General features: G+C 58.3%; 19 protein-coding genes and 3 pseudogenes. 14 read left to right on the plus strand and 8 right to left on the minus strand.

Features of this window, described 5'->3' with window-relative positions:
• Positions 1 to 82: 82 nt before the first annotated feature.
• A pseudogene (locus tag C9427_RS34685) lies at positions 83 to 542 on the plus strand (IS66 family transposase); the annotation flags it as partial.
• An 80-nt stretch (positions 543 to 622) separates the two neighbouring features.
• On the opposite strand, the gene virG reads toward C9427_RS34685, so the two are convergent.
• On the minus strand, positions 623 to 1348 hold the full coding sequence (virG, locus tag C9427_RS05805) for a two-component system response regulator VirG (RefSeq protein ID WP_027033428.1): 726 nt from the start codon (positions 1346 to 1348) through the stop codon (positions 623 to 625).
• Positions 1349 to 2331: 983 nt separating this feature from the next.
• Here virG and C9427_RS33760 point away from each other — a divergent pair.
• The 12 genes from C9427_RS33760 to virB11 all read left to right on the plus strand — a co-directional run bounded on the left by C9427_RS33760 (position 2332) and on the right by virB11 (position 12078).
• Entirely contained in the window at positions 2332 to 2547 is a 216-nt protein-coding gene (locus C9427_RS33760) for a hypothetical protein (RefSeq protein WP_146172507.1), read from the plus strand.
• Between the two features lie 107 nt (positions 2548 to 2654).
• Positions 2655 to 3437, plus strand: a complete 783-nt coding sequence (locus tag C9427_RS05815; RefSeq protein WP_027056324.1) for a type IV secretion system lytic transglycosylase VirB1 — start codon at positions 2655 to 2657, stop codon at positions 3435 to 3437.
• A 74-nt stretch (positions 3438 to 3511) separates the two neighbouring features.
• On the plus strand, positions 3512 to 3817 hold the full coding sequence (virB2, locus tag C9427_RS05820) for a pilin major subunit VirB2 (RefSeq protein ID WP_245436993.1): 306 nt from the start codon (positions 3512 to 3514) through the stop codon (positions 3815 to 3817).
• Positions 3817 to 4143, plus strand: coding sequence for a type IV secretion system protein VirB3 (locus tag C9427_RS05825; RefSeq protein ID WP_019856520.1), 327 nt, complete (start codon positions 3817 to 3819; stop codon positions 4141 to 4143). Before virB2 ends, C9427_RS05825 begins: the two co-directional genes overlap by 1 nt.
• Complete coding sequence (virB4, locus tag C9427_RS05830) at positions 4143 to 6512, plus strand: type IV secretion/conjugal transfer ATPase VirB4 (protein ID WP_107648212.1); 2370 nt, start codon at positions 4143 to 4145, stop codon at positions 6510 to 6512. The genes C9427_RS05825 and virB4 overlap by 1 nt, the downstream gene beginning before the upstream one ends.
• Before the next feature lie 13 nt (positions 6513 to 6525).
• A complete protein-coding gene (locus tag C9427_RS05835) occupies positions 6526 to 7200 on the plus strand; it encodes a TrbJ/VirB5 family protein (protein WP_107648213.1) in 675 nt (224 codons plus the stop codon).
• A 57-nt stretch (positions 7201 to 7257) separates the two neighbouring features.
• Positions 7258 to 8145 (plus strand): type IV secretion system protein, encoded by an 888-nt coding sequence (locus C9427_RS05840; protein WP_107648214.1) that lies wholly within the window; start codon positions 7258 to 7260, stop codon positions 8143 to 8145.
• A gap of 26 nt (positions 8146 to 8171) precedes the next feature.
• Entirely contained in the window at positions 8172 to 8330 is a 159-nt protein-coding gene (locus C9427_RS05845) for a type IV secretion system lipoprotein VirB7 (RefSeq protein WP_080680416.1), read from the plus strand.
• Entirely contained in the window at positions 8327 to 9040 is a 714-nt protein-coding gene (locus tag C9427_RS05850) for a type IV secretion system protein VirB8 (protein ID WP_027033433.1), read from the plus strand. The genes C9427_RS05845 and C9427_RS05850 overlap by 4 nt, the downstream gene beginning before the upstream one ends.
• Complete coding sequence (locus tag C9427_RS05855) at positions 9037 to 9918, plus strand: TrbG/VirB9 family P-type conjugative transfer protein (RefSeq protein ID WP_107648215.1); 882 nt, start codon at positions 9037 to 9039, stop codon at positions 9916 to 9918. The genes C9427_RS05850 and C9427_RS05855 overlap by 4 nt, the downstream gene beginning before the upstream one ends.
• Positions 9915 to 11054: a type IV secretion system protein VirB10 gene (virB10, locus tag C9427_RS05860; RefSeq protein ID WP_107648216.1), complete on the plus strand. Its 1140-nt coding sequence runs from the start codon at positions 9915 to 9917 to the stop codon at positions 11052 to 11054. The genes C9427_RS05855 and virB10 overlap by 4 nt, the downstream gene beginning before the upstream one ends.
• Positions 11038 to 12078 carry a P-type DNA transfer ATPase VirB11 gene (gene virB11 / locus C9427_RS05865; protein WP_069091240.1) on the plus strand — a complete coding sequence of 347 codons (1041 nt, stop codon included), beginning with the start codon at positions 11038 to 11040 and terminating at the stop codon, positions 12076 to 12078. Before virB10 ends, virB11 begins: the two co-directional genes overlap by 17 nt.
• 122 nt (positions 12079 to 12200) lie before the next feature.
• On the opposite strand, the gene C9427_RS05870 is transcribed toward virB11, so the two are convergent.
• From C9427_RS05870 to C9427_RS05900, 7 genes and pseudogenes are all read right to left on the minus strand, one after another.
• Positions 12201 to 14720, minus strand: coding sequence for an ATP-binding protein (locus C9427_RS05870; RefSeq protein ID WP_107648217.1), 2520 nt, complete (start codon positions 14718 to 14720; stop codon positions 12201 to 12203).
• A 985-nt stretch (positions 14721 to 15705) separates the two neighbouring features.
• Positions 15706 to 16317: pseudogene (locus C9427_RS05875) on the minus strand (ISKra4 family transposase); the annotation flags it as partial.
• Between the two features lie 14 nt (positions 16318 to 16331).
• A pseudogene (locus C9427_RS05880) lies at positions 16332 to 16492 on the minus strand (IS630 family transposase); the annotation flags it as partial.
• 79 nt (positions 16493 to 16571) lie between these two features.
• Positions 16572 to 17459: a dihydrodipicolinate synthase family protein gene (locus C9427_RS05885; protein ID WP_167434266.1), complete on the minus strand. Its 888-nt coding sequence runs from the start codon at positions 17457 to 17459 to the stop codon at positions 16572 to 16574.
• Positions 17460 to 17477: 18 nt separating this feature from the next.
• Positions 17478 to 18116, minus strand: a complete 639-nt coding sequence (locus tag C9427_RS05890; protein WP_010914002.1) for a LysE family translocator — start codon at positions 18114 to 18116, stop codon at positions 17478 to 17480.
• The gene (locus C9427_RS05895; RefSeq protein WP_245436991.1) at positions 18113 to 18889 is read right to left on the minus strand and encodes a B3/B4 domain-containing protein; all 777 of its coding nucleotides are present in this window, start codon (positions 18887 to 18889) and stop codon (positions 18113 to 18115) included. The genes C9427_RS05890 and C9427_RS05895 overlap by 4 nt, the downstream gene beginning before the upstream one ends.
• A 398-nt stretch (positions 18890 to 19287) precedes the next feature.
• Complete coding sequence (locus tag C9427_RS05900) at positions 19288 to 20040, minus strand: carbonic anhydrase (RefSeq protein WP_107648219.1); 753 nt, start codon at positions 20038 to 20040, stop codon at positions 19288 to 19290.
• A 681-nt stretch (positions 20041 to 20721) separates the two neighbouring features.
• Here C9427_RS05900 and C9427_RS05905 point away from each other — a divergent pair.
• Positions 20722 to 21366 carry an acyl-homoserine-lactone synthase gene (locus tag C9427_RS05905; RefSeq protein WP_027033443.1) on the plus strand — a complete coding sequence of 215 codons (645 nt, stop codon included), beginning with the start codon at positions 20722 to 20724 and terminating at the stop codon, positions 21364 to 21366.
• The last annotated feature ends 203 nt before the right edge of the window (positions 21367 to 21569 follow it).

Below are 21569 nucleotides of genomic sequence, written 5' to 3' on the forward strand. Positions count from 1 at the left end.
AGGCTGATGCGATCTCCGGACCGGTAGCTCTCGCCGCAATTGATCAGACTGGCACTGTTGGAAGGCGATGTAGGCCTGGAACTCGCCGATCGCCAGCGAGGCGCTGAGACGATCGCCCACCTCAATAAGATCGAGGACGATATCCGCGGCCGATCGGCCATGAACGCCGTGCGACGCGTCGGGAAAATAGCCGCGCTATTGTCGCCATCTTGAACCTTGGCTGCGTGAAAGCTCGGCCTGATCGGTCAGAAGACCAAGGTCGCCAAGGCAATCCGCTACACGCTCTCACGCTGCGAAGGCCTCTCGCGCTTCGTTGACGACGGTCGCACCGAGATCGACAACAACACCGTCGAGCGCAATCCGTCCGCAAGAACGCGCTCTTCGCCGGCTCGAACGGCGGTGCCGAACACTGGGCGGCCATTGCGTCGCTGATCGAAAGCTGCAGGCTCGATGGTGTCGAGTCACTCGGTTATCTCGCCGACGTCCTCACCACCAGGATCGTCAACAGCCATCCCAGCCAGATCGACGAGATGCTGCCTTGGGTCAGACATCCAGGCGCCGAGCTAAGGGCCGCCAGAAAACACCGCCACGCTTCATCAGCCAATCTCCAGAATAGCTCCTGTCACGCGGCCAAGGTGCCTCCGTAGCTAACGTCTACGTCAGCGTTGAAGAAATACCCTGCACCACGGCATGTCTTGACTAGCCTTGGATTGGCCGCATCAGCCTCCAGCTTTCGGCGCAAGCGCAAGATTAGGACATCGATACTTCGATCGTAGACCTCTTCTCCACGCACACGGCTCGCGAGCAAAAGCCGTTCTCTGGATAGGACATTGCGGGGGTTCTCCAGGAACGCGATCAGCAGGTTGAACTCACATGCGGTAAGCTTGACTTCGCCACGCTCCGCACAGATCAGTCGCCGCTGCTTGACGCTGAGCTTCCAGGCTCCGAACCGAAATGAGCGATGATCTTTCGTTCGCGGACTGGAAATGCGCTGGCGTAGCCCTACTCGAATGCGGGCCAAGAACTCGCGCAGCCCGAAAGGCTTGGGAATGAAATCGGTTGCGCCGAGCTCCAGCGCAACGACTTTTTCCGCCTCATCAAGCCGGTCGCCGCTGATCACTATGATGGGTAAATCCGATTTCGTCGCGAGGTTGCGGACGATGGCAAGCCCATCCTCCCGGCCTAGGTTGAGGTCAACAACCACGAGATCGACTGGCTCATGCGATAGAACGTAGTTAAACTGCTTGCTATCGTTGACTGCGGTCACCTTCAAGGCATGCATCATGAGATACTGGGAGATGAGGCGTCGCATTGCGGCATCATCGTCAATGACAAGAACATGTTTCAACGGCTCACCTTCAATCTTGAATCCCCTTGTCTAAAGCTGTTGCCGAGCAACCCTTGGGGCACCGACGCAGGACAGCTGCCCCTTGCTACCACTCGCCGGTGCGTGCGGCCAATGTGAGGCCGTTGCTCGGCCTGGTCTTTTCATCCACAGCGAATTGACCGCATCCAGGCAGCCGGTGGCCACCACACAGCTGCAAGCGCCGGTATGACCCTGCCGAGTGGTCCTTCGCTTATTCGCGAGCTCCGCCGTTGGTGTAGGCCTGCCAACACCACTTGATTACGACGGCACGGACGCCCGGTCGCTTGCCATGTCCTTGCATCTTCTTCGCGTTTCTGGCGCTTGCGGACCTGGATCACCTCGAAATCCTCCCGCTCGTGCGTGCGGCTCCGACGCGGTGGAGCACCGCGGCGGTTGACTGATCGCAGAGGCGGTTGGCCGAAGAACGGCCGTGATTCGCTATAGTGGCCTTGTGCCACCGGTATGTCTCCTGCCCAAGGCAGGTCATTGGGAGGTGGCCGGCGGCGCCAATCCTGTTCCCGGCGATCGGCAGGTCCGGTTACGGGTACGGTTACCTTGCGCGCTAACATTTCTCAGTTGATGCAATACCTTCCTTTTGAGCCTGTCACTGTACTTGTCGAGAGCGCTGTCGGACTGCGTCAATCCGCCTGCGGTTTCTGCCGATGGGACTGTGCGTGACCCACCAGTTCGCGGCGCGGCCAAACAGCTGAACCAGGTCTCGCACCAGGCCGGCTGCGCCGCCACGTCTTCCCAGTTGACCCTCGTCCCGCGTATTTTGCGCCTCCGACGAGCTTCGCGGACGAACTCGCGGTTTCAACCAATGCCTGAGTATGCAGGGCGCATGGCTGTCTCTTGCAACAACGGCAGCATGCCGCAACATTGGGCAGCTCGGCGCCCTAGTCGGTTCTCGCGTTCGATCGACCCAAGCTTCCGCAGCCTGAGATGAACCCGCCAAGCTCCCCATTTTGTCCTTCGGCCAGGCGCTGACACAAGATTCCATCACCGCCCATGCCAAGTCGCGGTTGACGCTGCAGGAGCAACGGACGGCCGGGGCGGGCAATCCCGCGCAGGAATGGTCCACCACGATGGTCGAGATGTGCCGGCTGATCGCGCCCGCGCAACCCGCGCATGCGCAAGGTGCCCATGCACCCGGACATCAACAAGCTCTTTGCTTCAGTTGAAACCGAAAAGCTGAACTTGAACATCACGCAGTAACAAACCTGCCCGATAAGCGCGTGCCGGACAGGGCCAGAACCGGTCCGGACGCTTGGAAAGGTAGGGGATAGGAATGTTTATTGCAGCTTGGCCGCTGGCCATCGCCCTGTTGACATCCATGTCATTCCCAGCCGAGCCCGCGCCACTTTCGCCCCGTGAATTCCACCGCCTGTCGCGCAAATGCGCTCCCTGGGTTGCGCCGTCCACGCTCGCCGCGATTGCCAAAATTGAAAGTGGCTTTGAAACGCTGGTGGCTCATGACAACACCACAGGTGAGCAGCTTCGCTGGATAGACCGCCTGGAAGCGACGCGGGGCATCAAGAACCGCCTCGAAGCACAACATTCTGTCGATGTCGGATTGATGCAGATAAACAGCAAGAACTTTTCCTTCCTCAATCTCACGCCGGAAAAGGCTTTCGAGCCCTGCGCCTCGCTATCGGCCGCCGCCCACTTGCTTGAAAGCCGGTATGCCGGCGGCACGACTGCTCCGGCGCAGCAACTGGCGCTTCGCCGTGCCATCTCGGCCTACAACACGGGCGACGTCACGCGTGGCTTCACCAACGGTTATGTACGCAAGGTCGAGTCAGCCGCAAAGGACATCTCGAGTCACCCCGAGCCAACCCTGGAGCCGACCGCTCAAGATGCGCCACACCTTGAGGCACCCGGTCGGAAAGCCGTGCCGCCTCTGCTCCAACAGAGCCAACAGGCCAATGGGAAGCAGCCCAAACGAAATTCTTGGGACATCTGGGGCTCGTATGAGTCAAACCGCTCCGGGGCCGATCCCTCCGGTCCGACAGGCAGCCAGGCTGCGGAAGAGCGGGAATCCTCGAACCCGAACAAACTCGTATTCGATTGAACCATGGAGATACAATGATGACGCCACTCAAAATACTTCGTGCGCTTAAAACGCGTGTTCCTTCGCCTTTTTCAATGCTGCGCACGGCGGCTGAATATGTACCGGCCGCTGCTGCAGGCGCCGCGTGGACGGTCTTCTCCATCGGGCCAGCCTCGGCTCAGGTGACCGGAGGGACGGATCCCGCCAAGATGGTCCAGAATATCTGCACCTTCATACTTGGCCCCTTCGGACAATCACTGGCCGTGCTCGGACTCGTGGCCATCGGCATCTCTTGGATGTTCGGTCGTGCTTCACTTGGCTTGGTTGCGGGTGTCGTTGGAGGGATCGTCATCATGTTCGGCGCCAGCTTCCTGGGCAAGGCGCTCATAGGCGGTGGCTGATGAGCGACCGGTTGGAAGTGAGCACCCTCTATGTGGCGGCGACACGCCCCGCACTGTTTCTGGGGGTGCCGCTGACGCTGGCCGGATTGCTGATGATGTTGGCTGGTCTCGTCATCATTGTCCTTCAAAACCCACTTTATGAAATCGTGCTCGTGCCACTCTGGTTCGGGGCACGGCTGGTGGTTGAGCGTGACTATAACGCCGCAAGCGTCGCGCTCCTCTATTTGCAGACTGCCGGCAGAAGCGTGGACGGGCCGGTCTGGGGTGGCGCGAGCGTCAGCGCCAATCCGATCAGAGTGCCGAAACGCGGAAGAGGAATGGTGTAATGTTTGGCGCCAGTGGCCGGACCGAGAGATCTGGCGAGATCTATCTTCCGTATGTCGGTCATCTCAGCGATCAGGTTGTCCTGCTGGAAGACGGATCGATCATGGCCATGGCACACGTGAACGGCCTGCCCTTTGATTTGGAAGACGCAGAGATGCGCAATTCGCGCTGCCGCGCGTTCAACACTCTCTTGCGCAACATCGCGGATGACAATGTCACGCTATACGCTCATCTTGTGCGCAATAACGATGTGCCGGAGCCGGCATCGCGCCAGTTTCAAAGTGCATTTGCTGGCAGTCTGAGCGAGGCCTATGAGCGCCATGTGCTGTCGGGCAAGCTCTTTCGCAACGATCACTTCCTCACTATCGTCGTGTCCCCCCGCACCGCAATCGGCAAGATAGGCTGGCGCATTGCCAAATCCCCCAGACGGAATGACAACGATCTGGCCACACAAATGCGAAGCCTGGAGGACCTCTGGCAGATCATTGCTGGCTCACTCGGCGGTTACGGTCTGCGCCGGTTGGGTATTCGCGAGAAAGGCAACGTGCTCTTCACGGAAATTGGTGAGGCGCTTCGGTTGATAATGACTTGCCGGTTTCTTCCGGTTCCGATGGTTACCGGCTCGCTTGGCGCCTCGATCTACACTGATCGGGTCATCTGCGGGAAGCGGGCGCTTGAGATTCGAAGACCCGGGGATAGCTCCGTGGGATCATTGTTTTCGTTCCGTGAATATCCGGCGACGACGCGGCCAGGCATGCTAAATCCCTTACTGTCCGCCAACTTCCCGCTTGTCCTGAGCCAGAGCTTTTCCTTCCTCACTCGGCCACAAGCTCATGCGAAGCTTAGCCTTAAATCCAGCCAGATGACGAGCGCCGGCGACAAGGCTCTCACCCAGATCAATGAACTTGCCGAGGCAGAGGACGCACTGGCAAGCAACGAGTTCGTCATGGGTTCGCATCATCTGAGCCTGTGCGTCTATGGCGACAGCCTCAATAGCCTTGCAGATCGCGCAGCAAATGCGCGCGCAAGGCTGGCCGACACAGGCGCCGTTATCGTCCAAGAGGGTATCGGCATGGAGGCCGCGTACTGGTCCCAACTCCCGGGGAACAACAGGTGGCGCACGCGCCCCGGGGCGATCACCTCGTACAATTTTGCCGGGCTTGTCTCATTTGAGAACTTCCCCAGCGGTTCCAGCTCCGGCCACTGGGGCAAAGCTGTTGCGCGCTTTCGCACAAACGGTGGAACGTCTTTCGACTACATCCCCCATGAGAATGACGTCGGCATGACGGCGATATTCGGACCCGTCGGCAAAGGCAAGACGACGCTGATGACCTTTATCCTCGCGATGCTTGAGCAAAGCGTGGTCGATCGCAATGGTGCCATCGTCTTTTTCGATAAAGACCGGGGTGGTGAACTGCTGGTGCGAGCCACGGGAGGGACATACCTTGCGTTGCGCAGAGGCGCTCCGAGCGGCTTGGCCCCTCTGCGCGGACTGGACAACACCTCCGCCTCGTTGGACTTTCTGCGCGAATGGCTGATGGCCCTCATCGAGAGTGACGGCCGTGGTCCGATCTCGCCGGAGGAAAGCCGTCGACTGGAACGTGGCATTCTTCGTCAACTTTCGTTCGAACCCGACATGCGCTCACTTGCGGGCCTGCGCGAATTCCTGCTGCACAGCCCCTCGGAGGGCGCGGGAGCACGGCTGCAGCGGTGGTGTAGAGGGAATGCGCTTGGATGGGCCTTTGACGGCGATGAGGACGAAGTCAGTCTGGATGCCTCCATTACCGGCTTCGACATGACGCAGCTCCTGGAATTTGAGGAGGTCTGTGCGCCGGCCGCCGCATATCTTCTGCACCGCGTGGGCGCTGTTGTCGATGGCCGTCGGTTCGTCATGAGCTGCGACGAATTTCGCTTCTATCTGCTCAACCCGCAGTTCTCGGCTGTTATCGACAAGTTCCTGCTCACCGTCCGCAAGAACAACGGCATGTTGATACTCGCAACGCAGCAGCCTGAACACGTGCTTGAATCGCCCCTCGGGGCCAGTCTCGTTGCACAATGCATGACCAAGATCTTCTACCCATCACCGACGGCCGACCGGGCCGCGTATGTCGATGGCTTGAAGTGCACCACGCAGGAGTTCGAGGCAATCCGCCAGGGAATGGCAATTGGCAGCCGCAAGTTTTTGCTCAAGCGCGAGAGCGGGAGTGTTGTTTGCGAATTCGATCTTGGCCAGATGCGCGAGTATGTAGCCGTACTCTCGGGGCGGGCCAACACCGTGCGCTTTGTCGACCAGCTTCGTGACCAGCACGGAGATGCCCCAAGTGCGTGGCTCGACAAGTTCATGACACGTTACCACGAAATTCAAGACTGACGGAGGAATATTCATGAGATTTCCCACGCTTGCAGCAACGACGCTTGCCGCTTCCTTTCTGCTTAGCGGACAGGCCCGGTCGCAATTTGTCGTCATCGACCCGGCGGTAGTAACACAAGCGGGCTTAACAGCGGTTTCCACCGCGCAGATCCTGATAAAGTCAGCCCAGACGCTCGCTTCCACGATGGAAATGGTGGAGATACTAAGTTCGTCATTCGGTGTCATGGGGCTGCTAAGTTCACTGAACCAAGGAAATCACTACCCGTCGGGCAATCAGCTTGAGAGGCAGATGTTTGAGGGTCAGGCGCCAACTTCGATTAAAGCGCGTGCAATTGCGGACAACCCAAACCGGAAAGTCGACGGCACGGATTCAGAAGCGAAACTGTTACAGGGACAAATCGCTGGTGCCATCAATGCCGCAGCTCTTGCAGCCGACACTCTGGGCGTAATGGACAAGCGCCTTAAGGCCAACGACAACACGCTTGGTCAGCTTTCCCGCTCGGGAAATATTGTGCAGGCCACCGTCACCAACGGTCTGGTCCTCAAGCAGATTCATGATGCGATTATCCAAAATGTCCAGGCCACGAGTCTGCTGACGATGGCCACTGCACAAGCGAGCCTTCACGCCGCAGAGGAGGCCGCGATGCAGCGTCGCGAACGCCAGGACACCGCCAGAATGTTTGAGTAGCGACGCTTAGTTCATCCGGCTCATCTGCGCTGATCAGGGGCAAATAAGGCTCACGCAATGATTTTCAGAATTCCTGCGCCATTCACTGCCATACACGCGATCTTTCATGGCGCCTTTACGGCGGGGCTGCACAAAGTGATTGGAAACGTCCAAGAGGCGGTCAGTGCGCCTCTGGTTGCGTGCGTCACGCTCTGGATCATAATCCAAGGCTTTCTGGTCATGCGCGGTCAAGTCGACGCGCGCGGAGGTATCTCGCGCGTAGTCACGGTATCGATTGTCGTCGCCCTCATCTTAGGGCAGGCCAACTATCAGCTGTACATTGAATCGGTCTTCGACGACACGATACCAAAGCTTGCTCACCAGATCAGCGGAAGCAACTTGCCCTTCATCGGTATCCCCCAGAAGCTCGACGTAATGTTCGCTTCAAGTCAGAGTGCCTTTCAGCGGATTGCTTCCGAAATTGGGCCAATGAATCAGCAGGACATACTTGCCTTCCAGGGAGCGCAATGGATTTTGTACGGCGCGCTCTGGACAGCGTTCGAGATCTATGATGCCGTTGGAATTCTGACGAAGGTGCTCCTGGCAATCGGCCCCCTCGTTCTTGTAGGCTATCTTTTTGATCACACTCGAGACATGGCTACCAGATGGATCGGCCAACTGCTCTCATACGGGCTGCTGCTTGTCCTCCTCAACATCGTTGCAACGATAGTTATCGCGGCCGAATCAGTCGCGCTGGGAGTCATGCTTGCGGTGATCAAATACAAGGGTACGACAGCAGCCAAGATCATCGGGCTTTACGAGCTCGATATGCTTTTCCTAGCTGGTGACGCTTTGATCGTCGCGCTTCCGACGATCGCCAGCAGCATAGCCGGCGGTTCTTGGGCAGGTGCGAACCAATCTCTTAGCAGCCTCAATCGCCGCATTGCCAAAACGGCAGGTGGTTAATCAATCGACAAGCGCGGTACCTCAACATGAAATACTATCTACTTTTGTCAATACTGGCTTTGGCGGCCTGCAAGACAACCGATAAGCTTGCGACCTGCACGGGTTCGCCATTCCAACTGAACGTGGGACAATGGGAAACCTCCCCTGAAGATCTTCAAGTCGAATGTGCGAAAGAGCCCAAGTGAAATTTCCTGAACATGCCCTTCTGGTGGAGAGAGAAACGCTAGCCGCCCACTATAAGAAGGTGGAAGCGTTTCAAACTTCACGAGCGAAGTCTGCGCGGCGCCTGTCAAAGGCCCTCATAGCCTTTGCGGCAGCGGCGGTCCTAGGAAATGTTGCGCAGGCATTTACCATCGCTGCCATGGTCCCGTTGGCCAAGCTCGTACCTGTGTTCCTCTGGGTACGCCCGGATGGAACAGTTGACAGCGAAGTGTCAGTCTCTCGACTGCCGGCAACCCAAGAGCGAGCCGTCATAAATGCTTCGCTGTGGGAATATGTACGCCTGCGCGAGAGCTACACAGCCGATTCCGCCCAATACGGCTATGACCTCGTATCCAGTTTCAGCGCACCGGCTGTGCGGCAGCAATATCAAGATTTCTTCAATTATCCGAATCCCACCTCGCCGCAAGTCACAGTCGGCAAGCTCGGCAAGCTCGAAGTCGGGCATATTTCCTCAAACGACATCAGTCCGGACGTTCAACAGATCCGATACAAACGCACTCTTTCCATCGATGGGCAGATGCCGTTGGTGACCACCTGGACAGCAACCATCCGCTACGAGCGCCTGACAGATCTGCCTGCCCAATCAAGGCTCACCAATCCGGGAGGTCTACTCGTCACTTCCTATCAAACCTCGGAAGATAGCGTGTCGAACCTGGGTGACGTGCAGCCATGACAAAAAGAGCGTTTCTCGCACTGGCCTGTTCACTACTCTTAACGCTGGAGGCTTCCGCGGAAGACACCCCGCTTGCCGGCAAGCATGATGCGCGGATGCGCTACTTGGCTTACCGTCCCGACGAAGTGGTGCGCCTGTCGACCGCGGTGGGGGCAACGCTGGTCGTCACATTCGCGGCCAACGAGACCGTCGCAGCCGTGGCCGTTTCCAATAGCAAAGACCTGGCTGCGCTCCCACGCGCCAACTACCTGTTCTTTAAGGCCAGCCGGATCCTGCCGCCGCAGCCGGTCGTCGTTCTGGCCGACAGTGAGTCCGGTACCCGCAGATATGTCTTCAGCATTTCAACGAGAGCGATGCCAAAATTAGATGAGCAGCAACCTGACTTATACTACAGTGTGCAGTTCACCTATCCCGGTGATGAGGCCGCTGCTTTGAGACAGGCAGCAGAAAAGCGCTCGATTCTTGGTCAGGCCCGGGCAAAGGTGCTGCAGGAACAGAGGGTTCAGGATTTGTTGAATCGGCCCGGTACAACTGCCAGTTCCGACGAAAGCAATTTTCACTACGTCGCGAAGGGCGATCGATCGCTGGCGCCGGTGCAGGTTTTCGACAATGGCTTTACCACCGTATTTGGCTTCGCAAGCAATTCCCGTATACCCTCCCTCTACATTATCAATCCCGACGGCAAGGAAGCCGCTGCCAACTTCACAGTCAAAGGCGACTATGTTGAAGTATCCGCAGTCGCCCGGGAATGGCGTCTGAGAGATGGCAATACGGTATTGTCGATTTTCAACAGGGCATATGATCCTGTTGGACAAGCGCCGGGGACCGGTACAGTGAGACCCGACGTGTGGCGCGTTTTGAAAGGCTCGGGCCGATGAATGAAACCGGCCCACAGTCGGGACACGATGTAAATGCATCCGCATCGTTGGTCTCGGAGCCGGCCCGCCGGCATGTTTCGGGATCACAGAAATTGGCCGTCGCCGGTCTTGTTCTCATCTCATCTCTGTCGCTCATCTGGCTCGGAAGTCGTCCCAGCACACAAGACGAACCATCTCAGCCAAACCCGCCAATTTCCCCGAACGCCGAGCCGTTCCGCCCCGTGCCTATTGAGCTTGCTCCCGAACCTCCAGCACCTGCAAAGGCGGCGCAGGCGGCAGATCCTGCGCCATCCACGCCGCAACCCGCGGCAGCTGAACCGCCGCCCGAGGAGTCACCAATTTTCGCCTACAGCAGCAGCAGTCAAAAGCCCGACGTGGCTCAGCGGAGCGAAGACGACCACAAGGATGCTCCCGCGACCGCGGATGAGATTTCGATCGGTGGCGACCTGTCGGGCCGATTGAAGCCAGACATACAGGAGCCGAGCCGGGCCACACTTTTGCCGCACCCTGATCTCGTGATTACTCAGGGAACGATCATTCCTTGCCTTTTGCAAACGGCAGTCGACACAAATTTACCCGGTTATGTGAAGTGCGTCTTACCTAAAGACGTCCGCGGCGCCACCAACAATGTCGTGCTCTTGGATCGTGGGACGACCGTGATTGGCGAGATCCAGCATGGTCTCGAACAGGGGGATGCGCGTGTCTTCGTGCTGTGGACGCGCATCGAAACACCTGACCATGCCCTCGTTTCGATAGCATCGCCGGGCGCTGACGAGCTCGGCCGCTCCGGAGTGCCTGGCACGGTGGATAATCACTTCCGGGAACGCTTTGGCGGAGCAATGCTGATGAGCGTCCTTCAAGGCGCGTTCCAGGCGGCCGGTCAATACGCGGCGAGCTCTGGCGGAGGAAGCGGCATCAACAGCTTCCAGAGCAATGGCGGACAAGCCGTCGAGACGACACTGAGAGCGACGGTCAACATCCCGCCAACCCTGAAGAAAAACCAGGGAGATGCTGTATCCATCTTTGTGGCTCGCGACCTCGATTTCTCGGATGTATACGGTCTCACGGCAACCGTCGTGGCGCCAGCCCCCCAACATCGCCAACGCCGGAGAGACAACAATGCGATCGGAGGCTGACCCTCAATTGCGTTTGCTTCTCGACCCCGTTCTGAAATGGCTTGAGGAGCCCAGGACCGAAGAGGTCGCTATCAACCGGCCTGGGGAAGCGTTTGTGCGACAAGCCGGCGTCTTCACGAAACATCCGCTACCGCTAGGTTATAACGATCTGGAGGACATCGCGATTCTCGCTGGAGCGCTGCGCAAGCAAGATGTCGGACCGCAAAGCCCCCTCTGTGCGACTGAGCTGCCGAACGGAGAGCGGCTGCAGATCTGTTTGCCGCCCGCTGTTCCCTCAGGAACAGTAAGCCTGACGATACGGCGTCCTTCAAGTCGTGTGACCGAACTGAAGGAAGTTTCTTCTCGCTACGAATACTCACGTTGGAATCAATGGCGGTCACGAAAACAGCGCCAAGAGCGGCAGGACGAAACTATTCTTCAGCAATACGACGATGGTGACTTGGAGAAGTTTTTGCAAGCGTGTGTTTCGGGACGGCTCACGATGCTGCTTTGCGGACCGACTGGAAGCGGCAAAACGACAATGAGCAAGACTTTGATCAACGCTATACCCCCGCAAGAGAGACTGATAAGTATCGAGGACACGCTGGAGCTTGTAATCCCGCACGAGAACCATGTCCGGTTACTCTATCCAAAGGACCGAGCCGGCGTAGGTGCGGTGACAGCCGAGCAACTGCTGCAAGCGAGCTTGCGCATGCGCCCTGATCGAATATTGCTCGGCGAGATGCGCGATGATGCTGCATGGGCCTACCTTAGCGAAGTCGTCTCCGGCCATGCGGGATCAATATCAACGATCCATGGGGCTGATCCGGTCCAGGGCTTCAAAAAGCTCTTTTCCCTCGTCAAGAGCAGCCCGCAAGGAGCCGCTGTGGAAGATCGAACGCTTCTTGACATGCTGTCGGCTGCCGTTGACGTCATTGTGCCGTTCCACACCCAAGGTGACCTGTACGAGGTGGGAGAGGTATGGCTTGCCGCCGATGCCCGGCGACGGGGAGAGACAGTAACCGACCTCCTTAACAAGCACTAAGGCTAGAACAACGTCTCTGCATCGATAAGTCCATTGTGATGCGACGCGTCGTTTTGTTCTGCTTCGATGTCTTTTGCCAGGCCTTCTCACATTACTTGCATAGAATGAGCGCGTCGGCGGCATCACGCCATCATCATTATACGAATCGCATGCTCTATTGTCCTGGACGAGACCGGTCTCGCTAGCCGAAGGACGAAGGCCTGATTGTCAGATGTGACCGGCATGGGGTCGATGTCACCGATGACTATGAAAGGCACCGCCATGATGGTGGGGCATACGGACTCGGCCCGTCCTCGCTCGAGGAAAGGCGTCTTCGCCAAAATCAGCAGGTCAGCTGCCTTCCCGCTCTCGATCCAGCCGCAAAGACTTTCGAAGGTCGCGAAGCCGATCGGCTCATAACCCAGCGCGGCGATATTGTCCTTGTGAATCTCCAACTCTGCTGGATCGGGCTCCACGACTGCAATGATTCCGCCGTTGGCCGGTGATCCGTTGTATGGGCCGAAAGTGACGTCAGCGCTGACTGGCTCCTCCTCGGAGGCTGGCAAGTAGATATCAAAGCGCGTACCTCGGCCAACAACCGAGCTGACGTCTAGGCATCCTGCGAGCGCGCACACCTGCCTGTCCACTGCAGCAAGACCCAGCCCGGTCCCGCCGACGCGAGAGCGTGTGGTAAAAAAAGGCTCAAAGACATGCGGAAGTACCGAACCTCCGATTCCTGGGCCATCGTCGCTGATGGAGAGCAGAACGTAATCTCCAGGTCTCAAGGTGCCCTGAGCCAACCGCTTTGTTTCGCAGATGCGGGTCCGAGAAACGCCAACCTCGACACGGCCGTCGTTCAAGACAGCCTCCGATGCGTTCTTGCACAGATTCATAAGGATCTGCTGTATCTCGGTTGGGCTGCCCTCGACAACCGTTTGCCACTCGTTGATCTTGAAATGCAACTGAACATCTGCACGAACTGTAATGCGCAGCAGTGGCGCAAGGTCCATTACAATTTCGGAGATATTGAAAGGCACTGCCACGCGCTTGCGTTTTTGGCTGAGTGCCAAAATCTGGTCAACGATCAGCTTGGCTCGGTGTCCAGCTAAGATGATTTGGTTGATGGAGTTTTGAATTCTCGAGGGCCGACGCACAAGACCTAGTGCGATCTCTGAAAATCCAATTATTGATCCTAAAATATTATTGAATTCATGTGTAGCGCCGCTTGCGATTGTGCCGACGGTCCTCAGCCTTTCCACATGCTCCCATCGATTCACCAGAAGGTCGCGTTCCGCATTTATACGCTGCATTTCAAGATGGTTGCTTAGACGCGCAATAGCACTGGCAAGAACCCGGAGGTCGTCGGCTGAAGGGAGTGAGCGATCTCCTTCAAAGACGAGGATGCAAACGGCAACCTGCTGACCGGAGGCGCTGCAACCAACAATTTGACAAACACCGGAAGAGCCTCTGGCGGTCCGAACCATTTCCGCCGCCGGGATGACGCGAAACACTGGCCGTCCGGCGCGGACAAGTGAAACGAGTTCATCAATAAGCGCGACGTTCCAGACGCGCATGCACGAGTTCGCCACAAAGTACTCGGTATGCCTGATGAGACTCGGATCCACCAGAGTAAGCGCGCATTGGTCCGCATCGAAAACGCGTTGAATGAGTCTAAGGGCTGCTTCGGTGGAACAGCGCGCCGAGGCATTCTTTGCTATACTATCGTTGAAGCGAGCTTCGATCGCGCTCAATTCCTCTTCAAGCTCCAACCTTTTTTCTAACCGGTTGGTCCGCAGATGCTGCCTGAACGCCCTAATGATCGCTGCCAAGCAAAGGCATATGGACACAGAGCCAAAGAAAAGCCACGTACGCTGCGCCTGCGCGCCGGCCAAACTGTAGCCTTTCAGATGCTCTCGCTCCAGTTCGGCAGCCTTGGAGAACGTGTCGAGGGATGCGATCTGATCGGCAGCTTGCTCCAACCTCCATAAAGAAGACAGGACAGGGCGGAACCTGGCCACGACATCCGCGACAGCTCGGGCCTGGCCCGGAGTAAATCTTTCGAGAAGCTCCATCTGTGAGGCGAGGGTAAGCCCCGGTTCGACTGAAAACACGATCAGTTCGGAGAGTTCAAGCTTGCCGCCCTCAAGGCGGTCAATTGAACGAGCAAGATCTGCGAGAGAGCTTTGCATACGCTGATTATGCTTGACCAAGGCTGAGATGGCAGCCTGCGTGTTTTCGATCGAGTTTACGAGCTGCGCGAGCAATCTGGATTGCCCGGAGGCCTCATCGGGCGAAATCTCGAAATCGCGCTGCAAGTCTTCAAGATTCCTTTGCAATGCCTGTCCGGTAGAAGCAACCGAGTGGTCCACTTCCATGTCGGTCCGAGCACGGGCGACGTCGCGCTGGAGCAATGCATCGTTGATCTGAATCGTTCGCAGCTCGCTTATGACCGCGTCGTTGATCTTGGGGGCCTGCCTCTGCGTCCCGACCAAGAGCGCAATCGAGGCGGCTAAGGCGAGGACAAATGCTTTGTCGCCACTGAGCCATGTTTCCCAAGGGAACGGCGTTCGACCCGCAGCGCATGGGTTGCGAAAGTCTGACCTGAATTCTAGCTCCGCATCGGTTCGGTATGCGGCCGGATGCTGCTGGAACAGGAAAGCCATGTGTACCTCTCCCCCTCATAAAGACGGCTTAGACACCGTCGCACTTTGCCCCCTTGGCCCCGCTGACCCTCCGTTGAATTTCGCGGCGATTAGACTTCGACCGTTCTGTTCCGAACTCTGGCCACTCGCGAGCTCGACGCGAACGTGGAAACTGAAGGCACGGCGTTACGGCACGTGAGAACGATAACTGGGCTATCGTGAATGCTGATTTGATAGTTGTTGAGAAGGGAAGGCACCAATGCCAGGCTGACACCGCGTGACGGATTCAATCGAGATTTGCCTGTTTTCGCGCGGCGAGTCGAACCACGCCGATGTTGAAGGTACCGTTGAGTCTCGTCATAATGACGGCAGGAACCGAATACTCGTGAGCCTTCGTTGCGTCAGTCCGCTCAAGCCATCACGCACGCGGCAGAGCTAACTTCCGGCAAGAGTTTCATAGCTGGGCCAACAAATTGCGCTCTATGCCTGACCAGAGTAAGCAGGACGTACGTACGATCGGCATGATCCCCGAGGAGCGTTCGCACTTCATCTCTTATCCGGTGAAGGATAGCCCATTGAGCAGCCCACCATCGGTTATGAGATCGAGGCGACACACAAGGCGGGCAACCGGTCGCAGTATTCGGAACTGTCTTCCGAGAGATCATGGAGGGACAGACAAGCCGCACGCTGCAGCAGCCTGGGGATGACACCGGTCGGCCAGCCATTATGCCGCTAACCCGCTTGCGATCTCTGTGCATTGTATCTCCTGCGTGCAGCCCCTGCATTAAGCCAGCGTCGACGACCAGAGCCCATGTTCCACCAAACAAGGGTTAGCTTTCAAGAAGCTGATTGAACAAATTGATTGTTTGGATCGCACGCATCCGAACAATGGATGCAGTAAATGCAGCGGCGGTTTTCGTTAGATGCGAGCGAGCGTCTCTTGGCAAGAACCACCGCGGGGCGCGGGCGAGGTGAGGGGCTGCACGCCAAGCGCGTCGGGACGGTCATCGAGGATCTGCTTGCGGGTTTGCAGCAGAAGATGTGCGCCGATCCTGCTCCACTGCATCTGCCGCTTGTTGGCGACCCGCTTGGAACGGCGTTGACGGTGGCCTTGACGAGGGCCGAAGAGATGCGATCTCCGGACCGCTAACGCTCGCCGTAATTAATCAGGCTGGCACTGTCGGAGGCGATGTAGGCCTGGTGAACTCGCCGATGGCGGTCAGGAACTTGCGCATGTTCGGCTAGCCTGTTTCGAGACCTTCCGCGTCGAATTGCAGGTCGGCGATTTCGTGACGGGCCCGATAGACGTCAACATGCCAGAGATGCCATTTGATCCTGCGCAGAGTTTCGAGCAGGTCCTGTCCGGTCTGCTCGTCCTGGTTTTCGAGCCCTTGCACGAACTGCCGAAGGACCCTGATGCGCACGGTGGAATGGAACCAGTCGGCGATTCTTCCCCACCGTCGGTGATGAAGGTGATATCCTGATTGCCTTGGACGGCCTGCTTCTTGAGATGGTCGAGAATGCGCCGTTGCGGCTCGCGATCATAGCCATAGACGAAACCGATGTAGCGCGGAGCACCCTCTTCAGGCAGTGAGCGGCCTACGATCAGCTCGAAATTCTACTTCCGGTCGTTTGGTCGCGGATGAAAGTTCGATGCGGCTGCAGAACGCGTTTGCGATGGCCGCCCATCTTCCCGGCGCTACCGGAGCACGATAACGTTGCGACCATTTCACCACCGAAGAGACCGCAAAGCCAAAGCGCGACCAACCCGATACCAATTCTGCGCCGCCCAACTTCCATCTCGAACGGTGCGCGGAACGCCCGCGCGCCGGGTGCCCAACTAGCAGTGGCACTGGCATGCCCTGTGCTCGGCTATTCGAGCTTCTCCAATGCCTGCCTAATGTCATCTCCGGCGTCCTCCGGCAACGGCAAAATAGGGCGCGGTGGCTGGACGTGCGCCAGACCGAGGTAGTCGGCGATGACGAACATAACGCGGAAGCTGCCGTAGCGTTTGAACAGGGTCCAGAGCGGCCCGAAAGCGCGGTTCAACCGAGTGGACTCCACCGCGTCGCCGGACTGCGCTGCACGCGTCAGCGCAAGCGCCGGGACCGCCAGCAGACCTGCCGCAACGCTGTACCAGGTGTCACATCCGGCAAGCAGGGCATCCGCCGCGCCCCAATCACCGCTGTATCCGATTGTGAACGTGTCAGGCGTCATCGACCGCAAACGTGCCAGTTCCCCCGCGTAATCGTCATTCGCCGCCAGAGGCATTTTCACCGCGACGATGTTGGACACCTCTGACAGCCGGGCGATCAATGCGTCGCTGAATGTGAAGCGCGTGGTGCTTGGATTGTTATATATGCACAAAGGCAATTCCCCCGCCTCGGCCACGGCGACGAAGTGCTGGAAGACTTCGTCCTCGTTCAGGGGAACGTAGGACATCGGTGCCAGGAGCAGGCCGTCAGCGCCAGCGGATTTGGCATCGCGCGCCAGAGCCTGAGCTTCATCGGTACGCAATGCACCCACACCCACGACAAGAGGCGTTTTGCCGCCGATGCATTCCACGGCAGCCTGAACGGCACGCTTGCGTTCTTCCCTGGTGAGGTAAGCATAACCGCCCGTGCTCCCCAGAAGGCCGATGGAGTCCGCTCCGGCGCGTTGAATACGCTCGAGAAAACGAGCCAGACCCTCGGTGTCGACATGCCCTTCCGCATCGGTTGGCGTAAGGGGGAACGCCGACAGGCCGCGAAACAAAGTCACCATCCATTCCTTTCGAAACTACATACGGGAAAGCAGCATACGCAGCCCGGCGAACGCGAAGAACATCGCCAACAGACTTTCGATCCAGCGGCGGCAGCGGCGATATAGAGCCACCATAGGCGGTGTGGAGAAGACAATGGCGTAGCCGCAGAATATCGTGACACTTAGGATGGCGCAGCCACCCAATATCGCCGCGATGCTTTGCCACGATGAATTCGGACCGATCCCCAGCGTGACGAGCGCGATCCATGCCAGCACGGATTTTGGGTTCGCCAAATGCATCAAGAGGCCCTTCCTATAGAGCTCACCCCGCGAAAGAGCGACTTGGTCGGTCGATGCGCGCACCGCCAGCTTCTCGTTCGACGTAAGCGCCGACCGTCCCGCCCTGAAGGCGAGGAATAGCAGGTAAAGCCCCCCGAAAACCTGCAGAACGAGCAGTGCCTGGGCGTACCTGGCCAACAGGGCGGAGATGCCGGTGGAGGCCATAAAACCCCAAAAGATCGAGCCGCTGACGACGCCGGAGGCAAGCATGAGCGCAGCACCTCTGCCGCGCGCCATCGCAACCCCCATAATGCGCATGTTGCTCGGGCCGGGGCTCCCCGCGGCAATGACATATGCAGCAAAGACGATGAGCAACTGATGGAGATCGACATTCATTCTCTCAGCCCTTGATAATCTCGATCGGATCGATCGCGCCGGATGCCCCGGGCGGCCATGGATCCACTCGCTCGACCGGAAACCTCATCCGGCGATGGCAATTCTTGGCTCGCGATTTTGCAGCCAGGCATCAAGGCATTCAGCCCTCCGACCATGGCATCCGTCGCCTCTGCCAATCCATCGTCCGGCATGGTCTCCAACGCCTCCAGTACGAACCACATCCGGCCTGTTAGGGTCTTCAGGCGGGTTCGAGTGCCCTGTCGCCAGTTCCAGCGTCGGCAGGTGACGCCAATGTCGTCGCGCCAGATGACCTCACCGGGCAAGGGAGGATCGTTGACCGCCTCTCCATTCATCATGGTGTCGAACGTCTCACTCCCGTCAGCGATCGTCAGGTGGGGTCTTCCGACATAGGCGTCAAAATTCTCTCCACCCACCGGGACTGCGTATTTCAGGCTGATGGCGTTGTAGAGATCGACGATCGGGTTGATCGTCGAAAGAGTGCCGTCTTTCAGAACCCGCTTTCTGAGGGCCTGGGCTGAGCACGGCGTACGGTTAGGCTTCGCGCCAAAGACGACGTAGGCGTCGGACCAACTCGCCAGATGAGCTTCTGCCCAAGCCGGGCCATCCGCCAACGCGCAATCGCAGGCTTCACCAAGCAATCGGGGATCGAAACGTCCTTCTCCAGCTGAAGTGGCATCGACGTAGACGCTCACGGCTCTAAATCCCGATGCAATATTCTTAATTCGACCGTCGATGATGGGACCCTCAAACATCCAGGCAACTCCATCAGTTCGAGCGCAAGCAATCCATGACCGGCGCGACCAGTCACGATCGCTTCCCTGACTGCAAGCCAATATTGCAGTTCACTGGTCCAAACTAAACTGCCACTTTTGGAGATTTTAATTGGTCCAGTATAAGGAAGGTTCTCGCAGCACGGGAGCGACGCGTCGAATTTATCAATCCCTGATCAAGCAGATCCAGGCCGGAGTGTACGGGTGTCGGTGACGCCACCCAGTTCTCCGCAAGCAAGCGGCCCACAAGTTGCCCATGATCCGGTCATGCTGTTGTGAACCCTAGGGCATTATCGTGATGCCAGCGCCACCATGGTGGCGTCGTACTGTTCGAAACCCCCCGATTGTTACCGCGGTTTTGCTTGACGCGCGCGATGACCTTAGCTGAGGCCTAGGATGAAGCGCCGATTGGAGGGACGGATCGACCGCGCGTTAGATGCGTAAAGCGTCGTAAACCGCTTGATGTCTGCGGTGTCGACCTCGACCGGTTCCATTGCAACCATCCACTCCACGTTTTCGGTGCAGGGCGGAGTCGTTAATGATCCCTCATAGGTCCAGTAGCCGAGCGAGGCCGGCAAAAGCCCGTTGGGATCGAACTCGTCAACTGCCATCTCCTCGCCGGGCCGGGCCGGAAAGACCTTGGCGAGACCGGCAAAGCTGATATTTGTCGCGCCAGGCGTAAGAAGGGCGCTCAGCACACCCAGAGTATCGCTCTTTGTGTCTTTATGGACAAAATGCGCTTCCATCGGGAAGCTCGTGCCCGCCACGTGATGCTCGCTCGGCGCGTGGAAATGCAACTGTGCCAATTGGTAGACGCGATCCCCGCGGGTCAAGGTGCTGCCTTCCGGCATGTTGATTTGAATGGTGTGGCCGTTGTTCACCATCCTGCCGCCGCCCTTGAGCCAACTGATGTCGATGCGCGGTATATCCGCCTTTACCGTGCCGGCGATGTCGATGGGTGACTGCTGCCTGCCCGCCGAACAGGCGAAATTTCTCGTGTCCAGATCGGCCCAATGCTCCGGCCCGACCGAGCCGCCATATCCCCAATGGGCGCTGGCCGCACGCGCGGTCTGGGCGCAGATCGGGCACACGCCCAGCGCGATGAATGCTCTAATCAGGTTACGACGATGCATATTGCCTCGCTCCTTGATGCGAACCTTATGTCCTTGCTTCCAATTGGTGCAGTCAAGGCACAGCCGCAAGGGCGGGCGTAGGTTGAGCCGCGCCACCAGCGTACACGCCAGCCAGTCCTCGTCGAACTGGTAAACTGGAAGAAGCGTCGCCGCCGGCGATCGTTGGAGGCTCCGCTCCCCGGTCCGTGGAAATGGCTGGCGACGTGGCTGAGATTCACCGTGCCGCCGCTGATCAGGCCAACAACCAGCACAGCCGGCGTCGCCGGTCCGGCTGTTACTCGGCGGTATGTCGCGCGTAACGTTGAAGCGGGAGTGTCGGGCAGGCAGTGCATTGCAAAGGATCCCCTCTTTGGCGAGACGAATTCCTCCATTCCAACTGATTCCCGACCTCTCGGCCACCCACTGTGTAGCCTGCCCGCCACGCTCCCCAAGACCATAAAGGCATGGATAAAACTCGCGAATACGCCTTGGAAAGCAGGTCTCAAAGGCCAAGGGGACCTTCCATCTGGAAAATGCCAAGCAAAGCTCGCGTTCGGACGATCCATGCGGTTGCCAGGCTGGCTGCCTCCGGTCAGGCGAGATCCGGATCCTTCCGCGAGGATAGCTGTAAACGTCCACAGGCTGCATCGCTGTGCGCTTTGCCCTTCGATGGCGGGAACACAACCCGCACGGAGGCGACGAATGATTCAGCTGATCACACCTGGCCTCTACAGCGAATTCGCAGGCGAGCTCAAAGAGATGCACGGGCTCAGATATCGGGTTTTCAAGGAGAGGCTCGATTGGGAAGTTCAGACCGGAGGCGAAATGGAAACAGACACCTTTGACGACTTGAAGCCTGTCTATCTGCTGCTCAAGGGATCCGATTGGCGAATTCGTGGCTGCGTGCGCCTCTTGCCAACCACTGGGCCGACCATGTTGCGCGACACATTCCCGGCGCTGCTGGGTGAGGCTGTGGCGCCCGCGAGTCCCGACATATGGGAAAGCAGCCGTTTCGCGCTCGATTTGCCCCCATCAACGCCCAAGGCGGCAGGCGGCCTTGCCCAAGCAACCTACGAGCTCTTCGCCGGCATGATCGAATTCGGCTTGGCCAACAATCTCACCCGGATCGTGACGGTGACCGATACGCGTATGGAACGGATCCTTCGCCTCGCAACGTGGCCATTGTCGCGCATCGGAAAGCCGCAGCCCGTCGGCAAAACGGAGGCGGTGGCCGGGTTTCTCGAGATCTCTCACGCCAGCCTGTTGCGCATCCGCTGGAGGGGACGTCTGAATGGGCCGGTACTGTGGCAACCGATTCTCGGCCTGCCGCACGGCCCATGCGGATAGCCAAGACGTGGTGCGTGGCCCCAGGGATCGGAAGAGGGTTTGCTTCTCGTCGCCGAAAGGAGTCATTGCGTCCGGCCTGGAGAAGCAAACCGAGGAATGATGCATGAAGCAGCGTCCGCACAATTGAACGGCGAGATCAAAGAGTGCGCTGGGGCTACCCATTCGCACTCGGCCCAAGTATTCCCCGTCTCCTCCGGCCGGCT

The organism is Mesorhizobium helmanticense (assembly GCF_003034915.1).
GTDB lineage: Bacteria > Pseudomonadota > Alphaproteobacteria > Rhizobiales > Rhizobiaceae > Mesorhizobium > Mesorhizobium helmanticense.

Bases quoted from the DNA above. Each gene is read 5' to 3' on its own strand.
- C9427_RS05870 (WP_107648217.1), bottom strand. From the start codon at position 14,720: ATGGCTTTCCTGTTCCAGCAGCATCCGGCCGCATACCGAACCGATGCG.
- C9427_RS05845 (WP_080680416.1), top strand. From the start codon at position 8,172: ATGAAATACTATCTACTTTTGTCAATACTGGCTTTGGCGGCCTGCAAG.
- C9427_RS05905 (WP_027033443.1), top strand. From the start codon at position 20,722: ATGATTCAGCTGATCACACCTGGCCTCTACAGCGAATTCGCAGGCGAG.
- virB4 (WP_107648212.1), top strand. From the start codon at position 4,143: ATGTTTGGCGCCAGTGGCCGGACCGAGAGATCTGGCGAGATCTATCTT.
- C9427_RS05855 (WP_107648215.1), top strand. From the start codon at position 9,037: ATGACAAAAAGAGCGTTTCTCGCACTGGCCTGTTCACTACTCTTAACG.
- C9427_RS05895 (WP_245436991.1), bottom strand. From the start codon at position 18,889: ATGTTTGAGGGTCCCATCATCGACGGTCGAATTAAGAATATTGCATCG.
- virB11 (WP_069091240.1), top strand. From the start codon at position 11,038: ATGCGATCGGAGGCTGACCCTCAATTGCGTTTGCTTCTCGACCCCGTT.
- C9427_RS05900 (WP_107648219.1), bottom strand. From the start codon at position 20,040: ATGCATCGTCGTAACCTGATTAGAGCATTCATCGCGCTGGGCGTGTGC.
- C9427_RS05890 (WP_010914002.1), bottom strand. From the start codon at position 18,116: ATGAATGTCGATCTCCATCAGTTGCTCATCGTCTTTGCTGCATATGTC.
- C9427_RS05840 (WP_107648214.1), top strand. From the start codon at position 7,258: ATGATTTTCAGAATTCCTGCGCCATTCACTGCCATACACGCGATCTTT.
- virB10 (WP_107648216.1), top strand. From the start codon at position 9,915: ATGAATGAAACCGGCCCACAGTCGGGACACGATGTAAATGCATCCGCA.
- C9427_RS05835 (WP_107648213.1), top strand. From the start codon at position 6,526: ATGAGATTTCCCACGCTTGCAGCAACGACGCTTGCCGCTTCCTTTCTG.
- C9427_RS05825 (WP_019856520.1), top strand. From the start codon at position 3,817: ATGAGCGACCGGTTGGAAGTGAGCACCCTCTATGTGGCGGCGACACGC.
- C9427_RS05815 (WP_027056324.1), top strand. From the start codon at position 2,655: ATGTTTATTGCAGCTTGGCCGCTGGCCATCGCCCTGTTGACATCCATG.
- virB2 (WP_245436993.1), top strand. From the start codon at position 3,512: ATGCTGCGCACGGCGGCTGAATATGTACCGGCCGCTGCTGCAGGCGCC.